This is a genomic window from Ciceribacter sp. T2.26MG-112.2 (genome assembly GCF_900492205.1).
GTDB classification, from domain to species: Bacteria; Pseudomonadota; Alphaproteobacteria; order Rhizobiales; family Rhizobiaceae; genus Allorhizobium; species Allorhizobium naphthalenivorans_A.
In genome coordinates, this window is record NZ_UEYQ01000001.1 from 370,946 (window position 1) to 388,710 (window position 17,765).

Annotated in this window: 16 protein-coding genes; 11 read left to right on the forward strand and 5 right to left on the reverse strand. The window is 63.5% G+C overall.

The annotated features are described in order from the left end of the window. Positions 1 to 7: 7 nt before the first annotated feature. Both DYZ14_RS01870 and DYZ14_RS01875 read right to left on the reverse strand, forming a co-directional pair. A complete protein-coding gene (locus DYZ14_RS01870) occupies positions 8 to 1,009 on the reverse strand; it encodes a Gfo/Idh/MocA family protein (protein WP_154719084.1) in 1,002 nt (333 codons plus the stop codon). A gap of 50 nt (positions 1,010 to 1,059) precedes the next feature. Beyond that, positions 1,060 to 2,139 (reverse strand): LacI family DNA-binding transcriptional regulator, encoded by a 1,080-nt coding sequence (locus tag DYZ14_RS01875; protein ID WP_154719085.1) that lies wholly within the window; start codon positions 2,137 to 2,139, stop codon positions 1,060 to 1,062. Positions 2,140 to 2,432: 293 nt separating this feature from the next. Here DYZ14_RS01875 and DYZ14_RS01880 point away from each other — a divergent pair, with 293 nt between their 5' ends. Together DYZ14_RS01880 and DYZ14_RS01885 are read left to right on the forward strand one after the other, a co-directional pair. Then, entirely contained in the window at positions 2,433 to 3,596 is a 1,164-nt protein-coding gene (locus DYZ14_RS01880; RefSeq protein ID WP_154719400.1) for a dihydrodipicolinate synthase family protein, read from the forward strand. A gap of 78 nt (positions 3,597 to 3,674) precedes the next feature. After that, on the forward strand, positions 3,675 to 4,475 hold the full coding sequence (locus DYZ14_RS01885; RefSeq protein WP_154719086.1) for an SDR family NAD(P)-dependent oxidoreductase: 801 nt from the start codon (positions 3,675 to 3,677) through the stop codon (positions 4,473 to 4,475). Between the two features lie 4 nt (positions 4,476 to 4,479). On the opposite strand, the gene DYZ14_RS01890 is transcribed toward DYZ14_RS01885, so the two are convergent. The 3 genes from DYZ14_RS01890 to DYZ14_RS01900 are packed head-to-tail and all read right to left on the reverse strand — an operon-like array spanning position 4,480 to position 7,840. Further along, positions 4,480 to 5,697, reverse strand: a complete 1,218-nt coding sequence (locus DYZ14_RS01890) for an SAM-dependent methyltransferase (RefSeq protein ID WP_154719087.1) — start codon at positions 5,695 to 5,697, stop codon at positions 4,480 to 4,482. Next, on the reverse strand, positions 5,694 to 6,485 hold the full coding sequence (locus tag DYZ14_RS01895) for a DUF1365 domain-containing protein (RefSeq protein ID WP_154719088.1): 792 nt from the start codon (positions 6,483 to 6,485) through the stop codon (positions 5,694 to 5,696). The genes DYZ14_RS01890 and DYZ14_RS01895 overlap by 4 nt, the downstream gene beginning before the upstream one ends. Continuing rightward, positions 6,482 to 7,840: an NAD(P)/FAD-dependent oxidoreductase gene (locus tag DYZ14_RS01900; RefSeq protein ID WP_154719089.1), complete on the reverse strand. Its 1,359-nt coding sequence runs from the start codon at positions 7,838 to 7,840 to the stop codon at positions 6,482 to 6,484. The genes DYZ14_RS01895 and DYZ14_RS01900 overlap by 4 nt, the downstream gene beginning before the upstream one ends. 275 nt (positions 7,841 to 8,115) lie before the next feature. On the opposite strand from DYZ14_RS01900, the gene DYZ14_RS01905 reads away from it, so the two are divergent. The 9 genes from DYZ14_RS01905 (at position 8,116) to DYZ14_RS01945 (ending at position 17,760) form a co-directional block, all read left to right on the forward strand. Beyond that, positions 8,116 to 8,640 carry a sigma-70 family RNA polymerase sigma factor gene (locus DYZ14_RS01905; protein ID WP_232365422.1) on the forward strand — a complete coding sequence of 175 codons (525 nt, stop codon included), beginning with the start codon at positions 8,116 to 8,118 and terminating at the stop codon, positions 8,638 to 8,640. Then, a complete protein-coding gene (locus DYZ14_RS01910) occupies positions 8,637 to 9,317 on the forward strand; it encodes a ChrR family anti-sigma-E factor (protein ID WP_154719090.1) in 681 nt (226 codons plus the stop codon). Before DYZ14_RS01905 ends, DYZ14_RS01910 begins: the two co-directional genes overlap by 4 nt. Positions 9,318 to 9,360: 43 nt before the next feature. After that, on the forward strand, positions 9,361 to 9,762 hold the full coding sequence (locus DYZ14_RS01915) for a DUF2177 family protein (protein ID WP_154719402.1): 402 nt from the start codon (positions 9,361 to 9,363) through the stop codon (positions 9,760 to 9,762). A 44-nt stretch (positions 9,763 to 9,806) separates the two neighbouring features. Beyond that, complete coding sequence (locus DYZ14_RS01920; protein ID WP_154719403.1) at positions 9,807 to 10,817, forward strand: ligase-associated DNA damage response exonuclease; 1,011 nt, start codon at positions 9,807 to 9,809, stop codon at positions 10,815 to 10,817. Between the two features lie 6 nt (positions 10,818 to 10,823). Further along, entirely contained in the window at positions 10,824 to 12,437 is a 1,614-nt protein-coding gene (locus tag DYZ14_RS01925) for a cisplatin damage response ATP-dependent DNA ligase (protein WP_154719091.1), read from the forward strand. Positions 12,438 to 12,585: 148 nt separating this feature from the next. Beyond that, on the forward strand, positions 12,586 to 13,800 hold the full coding sequence (locus tag DYZ14_RS01930) for an MHYT domain-containing protein (RefSeq protein ID WP_154719092.1): 1,215 nt from the start codon (positions 12,586 to 12,588) through the stop codon (positions 13,798 to 13,800). 161 nt (positions 13,801 to 13,961) lie between these two features. Next, positions 13,962 to 14,828, forward strand: coding sequence for an FAD binding domain-containing protein (locus DYZ14_RS01935; protein ID WP_154719093.1), 867 nt, complete (start codon positions 13,962 to 13,964; stop codon positions 14,826 to 14,828). Between the two features lie 14 nt (positions 14,829 to 14,842). Beyond that, positions 14,843 to 15,343, forward strand: a complete 501-nt coding sequence (locus tag DYZ14_RS01940; protein ID WP_115668927.1) for a (2Fe-2S)-binding protein — start codon at positions 14,843 to 14,845, stop codon at positions 15,341 to 15,343. Continuing rightward, on the forward strand, positions 15,340 to 17,760 hold the full coding sequence (locus DYZ14_RS01945; protein WP_154719094.1) for an aerobic carbon-monoxide dehydrogenase large subunit: 2,421 nt from the start codon (positions 15,340 to 15,342) through the stop codon (positions 17,758 to 17,760). The genes DYZ14_RS01940 and DYZ14_RS01945 overlap by 4 nt, the downstream gene beginning before the upstream one ends. Positions 17,761 to 17,765 lie beyond the last annotated feature (5 nt).

A 17,765-nucleotide genomic window follows, 5' to 3' on the forward strand; every position in this document is an offset into this window, starting at 1 on the left:
GTCCTGCTCAAAGTCCGGTTTCAATCTTGACGGCCGCGCCGTTTGCCGCCGACTTGACCACAGCGAGACCGGTCGCCAGCGACCAGAGGCCGTCTTCGCCGGTGGCCGATGGGGAGCCCTTGCCGGCGATCGCGGCATGGAAATTTGAAATCGCCCGGCTGTAGAGATCCTGCTGGTCGAGCGGCAGCTCGCGCTCGCCCTCGGCATTGCGCAACACGACGCTGCCGACGGGGCGCTGGGTCATGACATTGCGGGCGATCAGCGATCCTTCCGTGCCATGCACCTCAAAGCCGGTTTCGGCGAATTTCGTCGTGAATGCATCGTGGAACTGGGCGATCAGGCCCGACCTGAAGCGCATCACGCCCATGACGCCGTCTTCGAGGCCCGACTGGCCCATGCCGGCCGACTGGCTGAAGGCAGTCACTTCCACTGGATCGTCGTTCAGCACGAAGCGCAGGGTGTCGGCGTCATGCACGGTGATGTCGAGGATCACGCCGCCGCCGGCATCGGGCCGTTCGAGGCGCCAGCCCTGCAGGTGGGGCGGCAGATAGACCGCATGGAAGACACCGGCGGCCAGCGGCCTGCCGATCCGACCTTCGGCGATCGCCGCGCGCATGGCGCGGTGGCTCGCGGCATTGCGCAAATGGTGATTGGTGGCGAGAACGACACCGGCCTTTGCGGCTTCCGCGATCATCGACCGCGCGTCGTCGAGGGAGAGCGCCAGCGGCTTTTCGCAGAGCACATGCTTGCCGGCACGGGCGGCGGCAATGGCCTGGTCGCGATGCAGTTCGTTGGTGGTCGAAATGTAGACGGCGTCGATTGCTGGATCATTGACGATCTCGTCGAGTGTCGCGGCGACACGGGAGATGCCGTTGTCGGCGGCATAGGCTTTTCCGCGTTCGGCATTGCTGCTCAGAACGCATGCCAATTCGCCGCCATTGGCGCGGATTGCTCCGATGACCCATTCGCGTGCGATCGTGCTTGCGCCGATCAGGCCCCAGCGAACCATGCTTCCTCCTCCCGCGCTGCCCTCCCGGCCGCGCCGACTTCTCAATTTCCTCAAAGCGCGACTGTCGCCGCGCCCTCCATTGGCAATCCGCCGATATGTCCCTCTCCCAGGGCACCACTTGAGCCGCAGCTGCGGCGAACCACCAGATGCGCCGGGCTGATAACGGCCTCGGGCTCCACCTTTCCGGCATTGATCTGTTTCAGCAGCAGTTGCGCGGCCCGGCGACCCATGCCCTGCGGGTCGATCGATACCGTCGTCAGGGCCGGCACCGCCGTCTTTGCCTCGATGACGTCGTCGAAGCCGACAACGGCGAAATCCGCGCCCGGATCGAGCCTGACCTTGCGCAGGCCGTCGCAGACGCCGAAGGCGACCGCGTCGTTGAAGCACAGCGCCGCGGTGGGGCGATTGGCGAGAGCCAGACAGCGCTCGATCGCCACCATGCCGCCGACGCGCGAAGGAGCGGAGGCCATGACCAGATCGTCGCCGCAATCAAGACCGGCCGCACGCAGCGCCTCGCGATAGCCGCCAAGGCGCTCGGCAAAGACGGTCGTATCCGGAAAGCCGCCCAGGAAAGCGATGCGCCGATGGCCCAGCGAAACCAGATGCTCGACCGCCGCCTTGGCGCCCGCGGCATTGTCCGACAACAGCGAGGAGACCCGCGCGCCCGGCACGTTGCGCACCACGGCGACCACCGGAATGCCGGCCGCAGCCAGAGGTTTGAGGTCCGCTGCGGCGGTGCCGCGTGCCGGAGAGATGATCAGGCCGGATATGCCGTGCTCGCGCATGGAATTGACGACCTCGCGCTGGCGATCGGGATTTTCCGCCGAATTGGCGAGGAACTGGACAAAGCCGGCCGACTGGACCGTCATGTCGATTCCGACGGCGAGCTCGGCGAAGAAGCTGTTGGTCAAGTCGTTGACGACCACGCCGATGATCTTCGACTTGGCGTTCGACTGGCGCAGATTGGCCGCGCCGCGATTATAGACATAGCCGAGCTCGCGGATCGCCGCGTTGACCCTGGCGCGCGTTCCCTCGTTGACCAGCGGGCTGCCCTGCAGGACGAGAGACACGGTTGACTTCGACACGCCGGCGGCGCGTGCGATGTCGATGACCGTCACCCTTTCTCCCATCTGCGGATCCTCCCGAATCTCAATCTGGATTGGACTCTTATTTGGAACGATCCAAATCTGTCAAGCCAGAAAGGCGTTTTTCCTTTAATCGTGATCAATGGCTTCCCGAAGAAGGCGAAACTCGACCGCTTCAGAATTGTTTATACGACATTATTCGCAATTCCTCGCCAGCGTTGTGCCTGCTCTGAGGGATCAGACGGCACTCAAAGGAGCCAAATGATCCAGTCGTCAAGACTTGTCATTTGGAACGATCTAAATTATTGAGCGATCGAACCATGGAGGAGGAAGCCATGATGCAGACCATTACCCTGCCGAAGTCGGACGGCACGATCGGGGACTATCGCCTGGTTGGAAGGCCGACTGCACGGCCCGCCGCACCGCCGCGCTTCAACCGCATTGCCTATGCTGCCGCGCACGTCGTCTCGGACCCGTTTCGCGACAGCGATCCCTGGGGCGCACCGGCGATCGACTGGGATCGGACCATGGCCTTCCGCCATCATCTCTGGAGCCTCGGCTTCAAGATCGCGGAGGCGATGGATACCGCGCAGCGCGGCCTGGGACTGGACTGGGCGGGAGCACAGGAACTCATCCGCCGCTCGCTGGCCGAGGCGCGCCACGTTCCCGGAGCCGACCTTGCCTGCGGCGCCGGCACCGACCATCTCGCTCCATCCGACGCGCGTTCACTCGACGACGTAATCCGCGCTTACGAGACCCAGATGGGTTACGTCGAGGCGAATGGTGGCCGAGCCATCATGATGGCCAGCCGGGCTTTGGCGCGCGTGGCGAAATCTCCGGACGACTACCGCGTCGTCTATCGCCGCATCCTCGGCCAAGCGAAGGACAAGGTCATCCTGCACTGGCTGGGCAGCATGTTCGACCCGCAGCTTGCCGGCTACTGGGGCAGCGACCGCTTCGACGAGGCGCTTGATACCGTGATCTCGATCATCGACGAGAACCGCGACAAGGTCGAAGGCATCAAGATCTCGTTGCTCGACAATGCCAAAGAGATCGCGCTGCGAAAACGGCTGCCCGAAGGGGTGCTGTGCTACACCGGCGACGATTTCAACTATGCCGACCTGATCGAGGACGGCCCGGACGGCTACAGCCACGCCCTGCTCGGCATCTTCGACGCGGTGGCTCCACAAGCCTCGCATGCGCTCGCAGCGCTGGCCAAGGGCGATCGCGCGGAGTTCCGCAAGGTTCTGGCACCGACAGTGCCGCTGTCGCGCAAGATCTTCGAGGCGCCGACTCAGTATTACAAGGCAGGCGTCGTCTTCCTCGCCTGGCTGAACGGCCACCAGGACCACTTCACCATGCCGGCCGGCATGCAGTCGGCGCGCGGCATCCTGCACTATTGCGACGTCTTCCGCCTCGCCGACCAGGCCGATGTGCTGGACCAGCCGGAACTGGCGCTGCTGCGCATGGAGAACTTCGTCGCCGTTAATGGCGGGCGTTGACCGACCACACCCTCGGATCTGAACCGATTGAAGCCGTTTGCCGTAACGGAGGATAGGTAAACGGCACGAGAGGTTCTCATGGATACGATCAGCACGACGCCGCGGGCAAGCGCGAGCCAAGCCGCATCACGCCGCATTGCCTGGATTACCGGCGCGAGTTCCGGCATCGGCCGAGCTCTGGCGCTGCGTCTTGCCCGCGACGGCTGGACAGTCGCGGTCAGCGCCCGCAGCACCGACGAGCTTGCTTCGCTGGCCGCCGAAAGCAATGGACGGATGGTCGCCTTCCCGCTCGACGTGACGGATAAGGCGGCGGTCGATGAAACCGTGCAAGCCATCGAGGATCGGCTCGGATCCATCGATCTCGCGGTCCTTGCCGCCGGCACCTATTTCCGCGATTATGCCGCAGATTTCGACAGCACTCGCTTTCGCACGATGGTCGAGCTGAACCTGATCGGCACGGCGCAGTGCCTGGAAAGAATCATGCCGGCGATGATTGCCCGGAGGAGCGGCCAGATCGCGGTCGTGGCCTCGGTTTCCGGTTATGTCGGCCTCCCGGGCGCGGCGAGCTATGGCGCAACCAAGGCGGCACTCAACGTCATGTGTGAGGCGCTCTATCCGGAACTCCTGACGCATGGCGTGAAGCTGTCGGTCGTCAACCCCGGTTTCGTCGACACGCCGCTGACCCGCAAGAACGACTTTCCCATGCCTTTCCTCATTTCAGCCGAGGAGGCCGCCGACACGATCGCTGCCGGTCTAGTCGCCGGCAGATACGAAATCGTCTTTCCGTGGAAGATGGCTGTCGCCATGAAACTGCTGCACGCGCTTCCGGCGCGCCTGCGTTTCGCATTGACGCGCCGGATGTTGGGGCCGCAGACCTGACCGTTCAGAACGGCTTGTCGAGGCGAAACTGCACGACATCGATGCGGCCGACGCGGAAGCCGACCGCGCAATAGTGCAGATAGAAACGCCATAGCCTGTAGAACCGCCGGTCGAAGCCGAGTGTCTCGATCTTCGGCCAGTTGGCGACGAAGGCGTGGTCCCAGGCCAGCAGCGTCCGATCATAATCCGCCCCAAAGGCCAGCATGTGGCCGACCTCCAGCCCGGCCCGCCGCGCGCCGGCGTTGAAAGCCTCGACCGAGGGCAGCATGCCGCCGGGGAAGATATAGGTCTGGATGAAGTCGGCATTGCGCCGATAGCTGTGAAAGCGGTCGTCGTGGATGGTGATCGACTGCACCATCGCACTCCCACCCGGCTTGAGGCGGTCACGCACCGCTTCGAAATAGACAGGCCAGTTCTCCTCGCCGACCGCTTCGAACATCTCGATCGAAACGATCTTGTCGAATTCACCCCGGCAATGACGATAGTCCTCCAGGCGAATGTCGGCGCGATCGGAAAGGCCGGCGCGCTCCAGCCGGTCGCGGGCGAACTTTGCCTGCTCGACAGAAAGCGTCAGGCCCGTCACGCGGCAACCGGTGGAACGGATGGCGTATTCGGCAAACCCGCCCCAACCGCAACCGATCTCCAGCACATGATCGTCCGGACCAATCCCGAGTTCCCTGACAATGCGCGCATACTTGGCCTCCTGGGCGTCGGCCAGGCTCTGCGCCGGGCGATCGTAGAGCGCGGACGAATAGGTCATCGTTCGATCGAGCCACAGCGCGTAGAACGCATTGCCGAGGTCATAGTGGAACGAAATGTTTCGCCGGCTACCCTTTACCGAATTGCGCCGCAACCGGTGCCGCAGTCGGGCGATCCCGCCGATCAGCGAAGAGGGCGCCATCAGCCGAGAAAAAGCGTCTTCATTGACGACCGCGAGTTCAAGCGCCGCCCCAATATCCGGACTGTCGACATCGCCTTCGATGACAGCCTTGGCAAAACCGAGCGTACCCCCGGTGAGGATGCGCATCAGGGCGTGCGGGCGGCGCACGTTCAGCACGGCCTTCGGACCAGGGGCTTGGCCCATCGCCACATGCTCGACGCCACCGTCGAACTGCAGGACAAGGCGCCCTTTTTCGATCCGGTCCGCGAAACGGCACAGTATTTTCTGCCAGAACGGACGGACGGCGGTGAATGTCGAACTTTCCTGCTCGGCGTGGCTCATGGCTTTTCCATTCCATTGTTCAACACAATCGTACTGGCTATCGGCTCGGATGCGGCCACGTGGCGATGGACCGGTATGCGCTTCAGCCAGAGACGCAGGGCTTCCCAGTGGATGCCTGCCAGGACCTTCAGCGTCATCAGGGGATAGGACAGCAACATGGCCGCAAGCGCCCGATCCGAAAGGGCGCGCCGCTTTCCGGCAAAGGAGGCAAAGAGCAGTGGACCCTCGCCATCGGTCTCGCTGATGTTGACCGAGACCTGCGGGCCTGGCGGCTGGATGCGGAAATGATAGGTGCAATCCATCGGCATGAACGGCGAGACATACATTTCCTTGGCGCAGGCATGCTTCACGGCGCCGGGATCGCCATCCACCGGGATGACGTAGGTGTGCCGCTCCTTGAAGGTGTTACACACCTCGTAGAGGATGGCCGCCGGCGAACCATCCGCCCTGTTGCAGAAGTAGACGGTCAGCGGATTGAAGACGAAACCCAGGATGCGCGGATAGCACAGCATGAGGATCTTCATGTCCGGTTGATACACGCCGGCGCTCTTCAGATGGCTCTCGGCCCAGGCCTTCAGCCCTCCGACGGTTCCGTCGCCATGATCCGTGTCGCGCAACGAAAACACGGCCCGGCGATTGTTCCCGAACAGGGAGAGGTTCCGGTCGAGATCCGGCAATTCGTCGAGATCGATCAGCAGGGAGAACACGCTGTAGCGCAGCGTGTGCTTCCTCGGTCGGTGCCGCACATGCAGCACATGTCCCGTATAGATTGCGGAGAGATAGCTCATTCGGCTGCCTCAAGCTGACGGACATGGTCGATGCGGGCGGATTCGTTTTCGACCGTCCAGGGGCGCTTCACGCCGCCGAGCGCCTCCGCCACGGCGAGGCCGGCCTGAAGCCCGTCCTCGTGGAATCCGCTGCCGAAATAGGCACCGCAAAACCAGGTGTGCCTGTTGCCTTGAATCTGCCAGAGACGACGCTGGGCCGCAATGGCCTTCAGGTCGAAGAGCGGATGCGCATAGTCGATCACCTTGATCACATGCCGGGGATCGATGGTACGGCTGGGATTGAGGGTGACGAACAAAGGCCGGGCCGGATCGAGAGACTGAAGCCGGTTCATCCAATAGGTGACGCACAAGGCCTTGCCGTCCTCGTCGCCACGATCGGCGATGTAGTTCCAGCTCGACCAGACCTGCCGGCGCTTCGGCATCAGGGCCGGATCGGAATGCAGCACGGCGACGTTGGGAGTGTACTGGAAAGCACCAAGCGTCTCGCGCTCGGCCTTATCGGCGTCGCCCAGAATGGCCAAAGCCTGGTCGGCATGTGTTGCGATCACCACGTCGTCGAAACGCTCGACATGGCCCTCCCCATCGGTCAGTTCGACACCAAGTGCGTCACGGTGAACCTGCCGCACGGATCGGCCGAGGCGGAGTTCGCCGGAGAAATCGGCGAGCAGACGCTTCACATATTCGCGGCTGCCGCCGGCCACCGTTCGCCAGCGCGGTCGATCATCGAGCGACAGCAGGCCGTGATTGGCAAAGAAGCGGATGAAGGCATGCAGCGGATAGAGCCGCATTTCGCCGGCCGTCGTCGACCAGATCGCCGCGCCCATCGGCAACAGATGATCCTCGATAAAGGAGGCGCCATAACGGCTCGACGCCAGGTAGTCGCCAAGGCTGACATCGGCCAGGTCGGGACGCTGGAGCAGCCCCGGAGCCTCCTTGTAGAAGCGCAGCACATCCGAGACCATCGACCAGAAGCGCGGGCGCAGAAGATTGGTCTTCTGGCCGATCAGCCCCTTGAGGCCGGACCCGGAATATTCGAAGGCGCCGCCGTCGAGCGAGGCGGAAAACGACATGTCGGAGGCAAGCGTCGGGACTTTCAGATGATCGAAAAGCGCGACCAGATTGGGATAGTTGCGATCATTGTAAACGATGAATCCGGTATCGACGGGCAAGTCGCCTGCCGCTGAAGGTGCCATCACCGTGTTCGAGTGGCCACCCGGACGGCGCTCTGAATCATAGAGTACGACATCGGCATTTCGGCCAAGCAGCCAGGCAGCGGAAAGTCCGGAGATTCCCGTCCCGACCACCGCGATCCTGCGCCTGCCCGAAAATGTCACCTTGCCGAAGCCCGTATCCATCGTGTCTTCCTCTTTCTTGTCTCGTCGGGTCCCATTACGCACCGGGCCGACGACCGGATCGATGGCGGGTAAAAAATCGGGGGATGGTGATCCGGGTCGAAGGGCTGCCCGTAATCGACGTCATGACAACAGCATTTTTCATATCGGCGGACGCGGGTCGCAATGCTATGAGAGGAATAGCGGGGCAGATCAAAGCCGCGCACCTCAGCCATGGGAAAAGATCCGCATTGACGCGCGTAACCGACGACGAAACATCACAGCAGACACTTACGCAAATGCTGGCAGCTGTCGGGCAGAGCAAGGACATAGAGGCTTTCGAGGCACTGTTCCGCCATTATGGGCCGCGGGTGCGTGCCTATATGGCCAAGCTCGCCCGCGACAACCAGGCCGCGGAAGAACTGATGCAGGAAACAATGTTGGCCGTGTGGAACAAGGCGCATCAATTCGACCCGGCCCGTGGCAGCGTGTCGAGCTGGATCTTCACGATCGCCAGAAACCTCAGGACCGACGCCTATCGCAAGGAGAAGCGGCCGACCTTCGACCCGACTGACCCGGCCTTCGTTCCCGACGACGTGCCCCCCGCCGATGTCGAATTTGAAGGTCGGCAGCAAGCCGACCGGCTTCACCGCGCCATGGAGATGCTGCCGAGCGAGCAGCTTGAATTGCTCAAACTCGCTTTTTTCAACGAGGCCTCGCACAGCACGATCGCAGCCAAGCTCGGCCTTCCCATGGGAACGGTCAAATCGCGCATCCGTCTCGCCTTCGCCAAACTCCGCGCCGCGCTGGAGGATCACACATGAGCATTCAGCACCATATCAGCGACGAACTCCTCCTGGGTTATGCGTCAGGCACGCTCGCCGAAGGCTGGAGCATCGCCGTTGCCACCCATCTTGCGCTTTGCCCGTCCTGCCGTCGCCGGCTCGACTTCATGGAACATGCCGGCGGCGAAATGCTGGAGATGGCGTGCACCGATGTCGCAGACGACACGAGCTGGGCGGCGATGAAGGCACGGCTTGGCGAAGACAAGGCGTCGACCGCAACCGCGACGGCCGCGGCGCGGACACCGGCAAAGTCGGCGACGGCCGCGGGAGACGTGGTCATCCCGGAACCGCTTCGCTCCTATCTCGGCGGCGATCTCGCCGACCTGAAATGGAAAGCGCTGGGGCGGGGCGCCTATCATATCCGCATCCCGACAGGCGACCGCGAGACCAGCGTGCGACTCCTCAGGATTCCCGCCGGCAAGCCCGTGCCCGAACATTCGCATGGCGGGCGGGAACTGACGCTGGTGTTGAAGGGCAGTTTTCAGGATGGCGATGCGCTGTTTAAGCGCGGCGACCTGGAGGAAGCGGACGAAAGCCTGCAGCATCAGCCGGTGGCGACACCGGACGAGGATTGCATCTGCCTGGCCGTCACCGACGCGCCGCTTAAATTCCGCAGTTACCTGATGCGGCTGGTGCAGCCTGTGCTCGGCATCTGAGCCCAGCGCACTTCCGAACGCAACGACCATGGATCGGATCATGATGACCTATGCCATCGCCTATGTCGCCACCGCCGTCGTGTTTTTCGGGCTCGACTATGTCTGGCTGTCGCGTATCGCCATCGGATTCTATCGCCGCCATATCGGCGATCTCTTGTTGGCGACCCCCAATTTCACGGCAGCCGGGCTGTTCTATCTCTTCTACATTGCCGGCATCGTCTATTTCGCCGTCTTGCCCGCCGTCTCCGGCGGCGGCTGGCTGACGGCGGTGGCGGGCGGTGCGCTGCTCGGCCTGATCGCCTATGGCACCTATGACATGACCAATCTTGCGACACTCAAGGACTGGTCGATCACGGTCAGCATCGTCGACATGGCCTGGGGCAGTTTCCTGACCGCCGCTGCCGCCACGGCGGGTTACTTCGCCGCCACGCGCCTGGCTTCGTGACGCCTCTGGTAGGGGCACGCGATCGCCCTATCTGAAGTCTCATGATCAAGCCCGAAACCCTGCTTCATCCGACCCAAGCGGGCCTCTATTGCCCGGCAGGCGACTTCTACGTCGATCCGATAAGGCCGGTGGAGCGGGCGCTGATCACCCACGGGCATTCCGACCATGCCCGACCGGGGCACGGCAAGGTTCTGGCGACACGGCAGACCCTCGACATCATGCGCATTCGCTGCGGCGCGGAGTTCTGCGGCAGCGAGCAGGCGATCGATTTCGGCGAGCGCCTCGTCCTCAACGGCGTCGGCATCAGCTTCCATCCGGCCGGACATGTGCTCGGATCGGCGCAGATCGCCGTCGAGAAGGACGGGATGAGGATCGTCGTGTCCGGGGATTACAAGCGAAGCGCCGATCCGACCTGCACGCCCTTCGAACCGGTGGCCTGCGATGTATTCATCACCGAGGCAACCTTCGGCTTGCCGGTGTTTCACCATCCCGACCCCACCGACGAGATCGCCAGGCTGTTGACCTCGCTACGCCAGTTTCCGCAACGCAGCCATCTGGTTGGCGCCTATGCGCTCGGCAAGGCGCAACGGGTCATCTCGCTGTTGCGCCGCTCCGGCTATGACCGGCCGATCTACATTCATGGCGCCCTGTCGAAGCTCTGCGCCTATTATGAAAGCCAGGGCATTGATCTCGGCGATCTGCGGCCCCCGACCGACGATGACCAGAATGCGCAAGACTTTCGCGGCGCCGTGATCGTCGGCCCGCCTTCGGCCTTCAACGATCGCTGGGCGCGGCGCTTTGCCGATCCGCTGTCGGTGTTCGCCTCGGGCTGGATGATGGTGCGCCAGCGGGCCAAGCAACGGGGCGTGGAACTGCCGCTGATGATCTCCGACCATTGCGACTGGCCGGAACTGACGGCGACGATCACCGAGCTCAAACCGGGAGAGGTCTGGGTTACCCATGGCGGCGAGGAGGCGCTGGTCAGATGGTGCGAGCTCCAGGGGATAGCGGCACGGCCGCTGCATCTGGTGGGCTACGAGGATGAGGGGGACTGACGCGCGATGAAGGCCTTCTCCGACCTGCTCGACCGCCTGGTTCTGACCCCGAGCCGCAACGGCAAGCTCACCCTGCTCGTCGACTACTTCCGCACAACGCCGGATCCTGATCGCGGCTACGCCCTGGCGGCGCTCGCCGGCACGCTCGACATCGGCGCGGTCAAGCCGGCCATCCTGCGCGAACTGGTGCTCGAGCGGATGGACGAGGTGCTGTTTCGCTATTCCTATGACTATGTCGGCGATCTCGCGGAAACGATTGCACTCGTCTGGGACGGAGAGAAAGACAAGCCGGAGAGCGGAGCCGAGGAACCGCGACTTTCGGCTGTGGTCGAGAAGATACGGTCGCTCGGGCGAACTGAAATCCGCAACGCGGTGCGCGATCTGCTCGACCGGCTCGACAGTTCCGGCCGCTTCGCCTTTCTCAAGCTCGTCACCGGCGGCCTACGGATCGGGGTCTCCGCCCGGCTTGCCAAGCAGGCGCTGGCGACGTTCGGAAACAAGGACATCACCGAGATCGAAACGCTCTGGCATGGCCTTTCGCCTCCCTACGGGACCCTGTTTGCCTGGCTGGAAGGCAGAGCGGACAAGCCGGCGCTCGCCAGTCCGGCGATCTTCCACTCGGTCATGCTGTCGACCCCGGTTGGCGAGGGCGATCTGGAGAACCTCGACCCGGCCAACTTTGCGGCGGAATGGAAGTGGGACGGCATCCGCGTCCAGCTTTCGCGCTCCGGCAGCCGCACGCGGCTCTATTCGCGCTCCGGCGACGACATTTCCCATTCCTTCCCCGATATCGTCGAGGCGGCGAATTTCGAGGGCGTGATCGATGGTGAACTTCTGGTCGGCGGAACGCTGCGCTCCAATGAACCCACCCGCACCTTCTCCGACCTGCAGCAGCGCCTGAACCGCAAGACGGTCTCTGCGAAGATGCTGGGGGAATATCCGGCCTTCCTGCGCGCCTATGACATCCTCTTCCAGGGGGAGGAAGACGTGCGCTCCGAGACCTTCGTCCAGCGTCGCGAGCGATTGGCCGGGCTGATCGACGCCAGCCAGCCGACCCGTTTCGATCTCTCGCCGCTGGTGCCGTTTTCCAGCTGGGACGAGCTTGAACGCCTGCGCATCGATCCGCCCGATCCGGTGATCGAGGGCGTGATGATAAAGCGGCTGGACAGCGTCTACCAGGCAGGTCGGGCCAAGGGACCATGGTTCAAATGGAAGCGCGAGCCGTTCAACGCCGATGCGGTGCTGATTTATGCGCAACGCGGGCACGGCAAGCGGTCCAGCTATTATTCCGATTTCACCTTCGGGGTCTGGACCAAGGGGGAGACCGGCGACGTGCTGGTACCGGTCGGCAAGGCCTATTTCGGCTTCACCGATGCCGAGCTGGAGATTCTCGACCGTTATGTGCGCAACAATACCGTCGACCGCTTCGGTCCGGTCAGGGCGCTCAGGGCAGAGCCCGATCACGGCTTCGTCGTCGAGGTTGCCTTCGAGGGCATTGCCCGTTCACCCCGTCACAAATCGGGCGTAGCCATGCGTTTTCCGCGCATCGCCCGGCTCCGCCAGGACAAGCTGCCGCGCGATGCCGATCGGCTCGACACGCTTCTGGCGATGATCGACTGAAACAGGAGGGCGGCCGCTCCCTGGGATGCCTCCTTAGCCTGTATGACCAGCCGGTGTTCACGCTCGGCTTGCCAATCTCGCTGCCGCAGTTGTACCTTCCCGTCAGGAGGCGGTCGCCGGTGGAGGAACATGGCGGCCTGACGCTTTGATGTTTGCAGGACACGATCCATTTCTCGTGGCGCTTTCGGTCGCCGTCGCGATCCTGGGCGGCTATACGGGCTTCGGCATTGCGGGCCGCATCCGCACGGCACCGCGCGCCAATCCGCGCCTGCTTTTGACCGGTGCCGCAGCGTTTCTGGCCATCGGCATCTGGACCATGCACTTCGTCGGCATGCTGGCGGCGCCGATCCCGGCGGACGCAAGCTATCTCGTCCTGCCGACCGTCATCTCCTTCCTGCTGTGCGCCCTGGTGGTCGGCATATCGCTGTTTTTCGTCAGCATCGGCACGCCGTCCAGGACACGCGTGAGCGCCTCGGCCCTGCTGCTCGGGCTCGGCATCGCCTCGATGCACTATGTCGGCATCCACGGGCTCTCCGGGAATTTTGCCATCGAACACGACTACGCCATGCTCGTGCTGTCGCTGGCTATCGCGGTTGCCGCGGCCTATGGAGGCTTGAAGATCTATCTTGCCCGTCAGAGTGGTCTGCTCCTGGCACTGAGCGCCATGGCCTTCGGCGTCGCGGTCTCCGGCATGCACTATACCGCGATGCACGGCATGCATTTCGTGCCCGCAGCCACGGGCCATCGCCACGAGTTCGGCGGACTGGTCGCGTCGCCACAATTATTGTCGCTCGTGGTGGCGCTCCTCTGTTTCGTCATCGCCGCCGGGTTCCTGCTGTTCCTTGTTCCGGAACAGCGGCAGCGATCGGCCACCCCCGATTACGACGAAGCCGATATCGGCACCGTCGATCCGCTGGCCGGCCTCGAAGACCGCCCGGCACGCCGCGCCGATCAACCCGCCTCACGCGCCCAGCCGCTCGGCGGCATCGGCCAGCCCAAGACAATGCCCGTCAGCCGCGTGCCGGTTTCGAGTGCCGACGGCACGCTCCTCATCGACATATCGGAAATCCGCAGCATAAGGGCCGACGCGCATTACACACTGATCCATGACGGGCAGCGCGAGCGCATGTGTCCCTGGTCGATTTCCGAGGCCGAGGCCCGGCTCGACCCGGCTCTGTTCACCCGTGTCCACCGCAGCCACATCATCGCGCTGCCGCATGTCAGCTTCATGCGCAAGGAAGGCGACGGCGCCATTGTCGAGCTCGACGGACCTGTGGCGCACGTCGTTCCGGTAAGCCGTGCCAAGATCGCCGAACTGAAGGCGCGGCTCGGGCTGGCACGCGGCGCAGCGATGCGCCAGTAAGTCAGAACGCCTGACGCAGTTCGTGCGGCAATTGCCGCAATTCGTGCGAAACAGCGAGCTTCGTGACGGGATCGGAGCCCGCCGCTTGCGCATCATCAAAAGCGCGAACACCCTTCCTCCATCGTTCGTGTCGACGCCCGACCGGCGAATGGGAGGAAACCATGATACCAGGCGAATTCGAATACCATCGGCCAGCAACGCTCGCCGATGCTGTGAAACTATTGTCCGAACTCGGCGAGGAGGCCCGGCCGCTCGCCGGCGGCCATAGCCTAATCCCGATGATGAAGCTGCGCTTCGCGACGCCCGAACATCTGATCGATCTTAGCGGCATCGGCCAGTTGAAGGGCATCTGTCGCGACGGCAATGCGCTCGTCATCGGTGCGATGACCACGCAGCACGACATCATTCATTCCGCCGACATCGCCTTGCATCTGCCGATCCTGAAAGAGACCGCGCTGATGATCGCCGATCCGCAGGTTCGCTATGTCGGCACGCTGGGCGGCAATGTCGCCAACGGCGATCCCGGCAACGACATGCCGGCGGTGATGATGGCGCTCGGCGCCAGCTATCGCCTGGAAGGGCCGGACGGCACCCGCGACGTGGCCGCCACAGATTTCTACCAGGGCGCCTATTTCACCGCGCTCGAGCCCGGTGAAATCCTCACCGCCATCTCCATCCCGGTTCAACCGGTCGGCCACGGCTATGCCTATGAGAAGCTGAAGCGCAAGGTCGGCGACTATGCCACCGCGGCTGCCGCCGTGACCCTCACCATGGCGGGCGGCAAGGTCACTGCATGCTCGATCGCGCTCACCAACCTCTCCGAGACGCCTGTGCTGGCAGACGCGGCGGCGCAAGCCGTGATCGGAACGAGTCTCGACGAGGCGGCACTGAAGGCGGCGGCAACGGCGGCACGCGCGGTGATGAACCCGGCGGCCGATGCACGCGGTACCAGCGAATATCGCACCCATGTCGGCGGCATCATGGTCATGCGGGCGCTCACGCGCGCCGCGTCCCGTGCGGCGGCCTGAGGAGGAGAAAGATTATGGCGAAGACCCATGTGAAGATGGTGGTGAACGGAGCGGAGGTCGAAGGCCTCGTCGAGCCCCGCACTCTCCTCATCCATTTCATCCGCGAACAGCTGCTGTTGACCGGCGCGCATATCGGCTGCGAGACCACCCATTGCGGTGCCTGCACCGTCGACATCGACGGGCGTTCGGTAAAGAGCTGCACCATGTTCGCCGTGCAGGCAAACGGCACCGAGATCCTGACGATCGAGGGCATTGCCAATGACGACGGTACGCTTTCGGCGCTTCAGGAAGGCTTCCGGCAGATGCACGGCCTGCAATGCGGCTTCTGCACCCCGGGCATGATCGTGCGGGCGCACCGCCTGCTGCAGGAAAACCCCAACCCCACCGAGGAGGAGATCCGCTACGGCATCGCCGGCAATCTCTGTCGCTGCACCGGCTACCAGAACATCGTCAAGGCGATCCAGTACGCCGCCGCCAAGATCAACGGCACCGATTTTCAGGAGGCAGCAGAATGAACGACATGACTCCCACGCGGGAACAGAGAGAAGCGCGTCTCGAAGGCATGGGCTGCAAGCGCAAGCGCGTCGAGGACATTCGCTTCACCCAGGGCAAGGGCAATTACGTCGACGACGTGAAGCTGCCCGGCATGCTGCACGGCGATTTCGTCCGCTCGCCGCACGCCCATGCGCGCATCAAGTCGATCAATACGGAGAAGGCGCTGAAGGTGCCCGGCGTGCTTGCGGTCCTGACGGCGGAAACGCTGAAGACCGTCAACCTGGCCTGGATGCCGACGCTCGCCGGCGACGTGCAGATGGTGCTGGCCGATGGCAAGGTGCTGTTCCAGAACCAGGAAGTCGCCTTCGTCGTCGCCACCGACCGCTATGCCGCGGATGACGGGATCGGCGCGGTGGAGGTCGAGTACGAGGCCCTGCCTCCCCTTATCGATCCCTTCACCGCCATGGATGCCGATGCACCGGTGCTGCGCGAGGATCTCGCCGGCAAGACGGAAGGGGCGCACGGCCCCCGCAAGCACCACAACCACATCTTCGAATGGACGGTCGGCGACCGGGAACTGACGGATCTCGCCTTCGACAAGGCGGAGGTGACGATCAAGGAGATGATCTCCTATCACCGCACCCATCCCTCGCCGCTCGAAACCTGCCAATGCGTCTGTTCCTTCGACAAGATCAAAGGCGAACTGACCATTTGGGGCACGTTCCAGGCGCCGCATGTCATCCGCACCGTTGTGGCCCTGATCTCGAAGATCCCCGAGCACAAGATCCATGTCATCGCGCCGGATATCGGCGGTGGCTTCGGCAACAAGGTCGGCGCCTATCCGGGCTATATCTGTGCAGCAGTCGCCACCATCGTCACCGGCAAGCCGGTCAAATGGGTCGAGGACCGGATGGAGAACCTCACCACGACGTCCTTTGCCCGCGACTATCACATGACGACGGAAATCGCCGCCACCAAGGAAGGCAAGGTCACGGGCCTTCGAGTCCACGTGCTCGCCGACCACGGGGCCTTCGACGCCTGCGCCGACCCGTCGAAATGGCCGGCCGGCTTCATGAACATCGTCACCGGCTCCTACGACTTCCCCGTCGCGCATCTGGCCGTCGACGGCGTCTATACCAACAAGGCGCCGGGCGGCGTCGCCTATCGCTGCTCCTTCCGGGTGACGGAGGCCGCCTATTGCATCGAGCGTGGCATGGACATCCTGGCGCAGAAGCTCGGCATGGATCCGGCCGAGCTTCGCCTGAAGAACTTCATCAAGGCGGAGCAGTTTCCCTATCACTCGGCGCTCGGCTGGGAATATGATTCGGGCGATTATCACACCGCCATGAAGAAGGGCATGGAGACCATCGACTATGCGGGTCTCCGGCGCGAGCAGGCGGAGAAGCGCGAAGCCTTCAAGCGCGGCGAGACCCGCGAGATCATGGGCATCGGCGTCTCGTTCTTCACCGAAATCGTTGGTGCAGGCCCGTCGAAGAACTGCGACATCCTCGGCATCGCCATGTTCGACAGTTGCGAGATCCGCCTGCATCCGACCGGCTCGGGCATTGCCCGCGTCGGCACCAAGAGCCAGGGCCAGGGCCACGAGACGACCTGGGCGCAGATCATTGCCACCGAGATCGGTATCCCGGCCGACGACATCATGGTCGAGGAAGGCAATACCGATACGGCGCCTTACGGTCTCGGCACCTACGGCTCGCGCTCGACGCCGGTCGCCGGCGCTGCGATCGCACTGGCGGCCCGCAAGATCCGCGCCAAGGCACAGATGATCGCGGCTTACATGCTGGAAGTGCACGAAGGCGACCTCGAATGGGATGTCGATGGCTTTAGGGTGAAGGGCCTGCCGGAGAAATTCAAGTCGATGAAGGACATCTGCTGGGCGGCCTATCACAGCGTGCCCCCGGGCATGGAGCCGGGTCTCGAGGCGGTGAGCTATTATGATCCGCCGAACATGACCTATCCCTTCGGCGCCTATTTCTGCGTGATGAACATCGATGTCGATACCGGGGTCTACAAGATCCGCCGTTTCTACGCGCTGGACGATTGTGGCACCCGCATCAATCCGATGATCATCGAGGGCCAGGTGCATGGCGGGCTGACAGAAGCCTTCGCAATCGCGATGGGCCAGGAGATCCGCTACGACGCCACCGGCAACGTGCTCGGCGGCTCGTTCATGGACTTCTTCATCCCGACCGCGGTCGAGACCCCGCATTGGGAAACCGACCATACCGTCACCCCCTCGCCGCACCATCCGATCGGCGCCAAGGGTGTCGGCGAAAGCCCGAATGTCGGCGGCGTGCCGGCCTTCTCCAACGCCGTGAACGATGCCTTCTCCTTCCTCGGGTCGACGCATATCCAGATGCCCCACGACTTCTGGCGCAACTGGGAAGCGGCGAAGTCGCTGGGGCTGACGGGCTGAGGGAG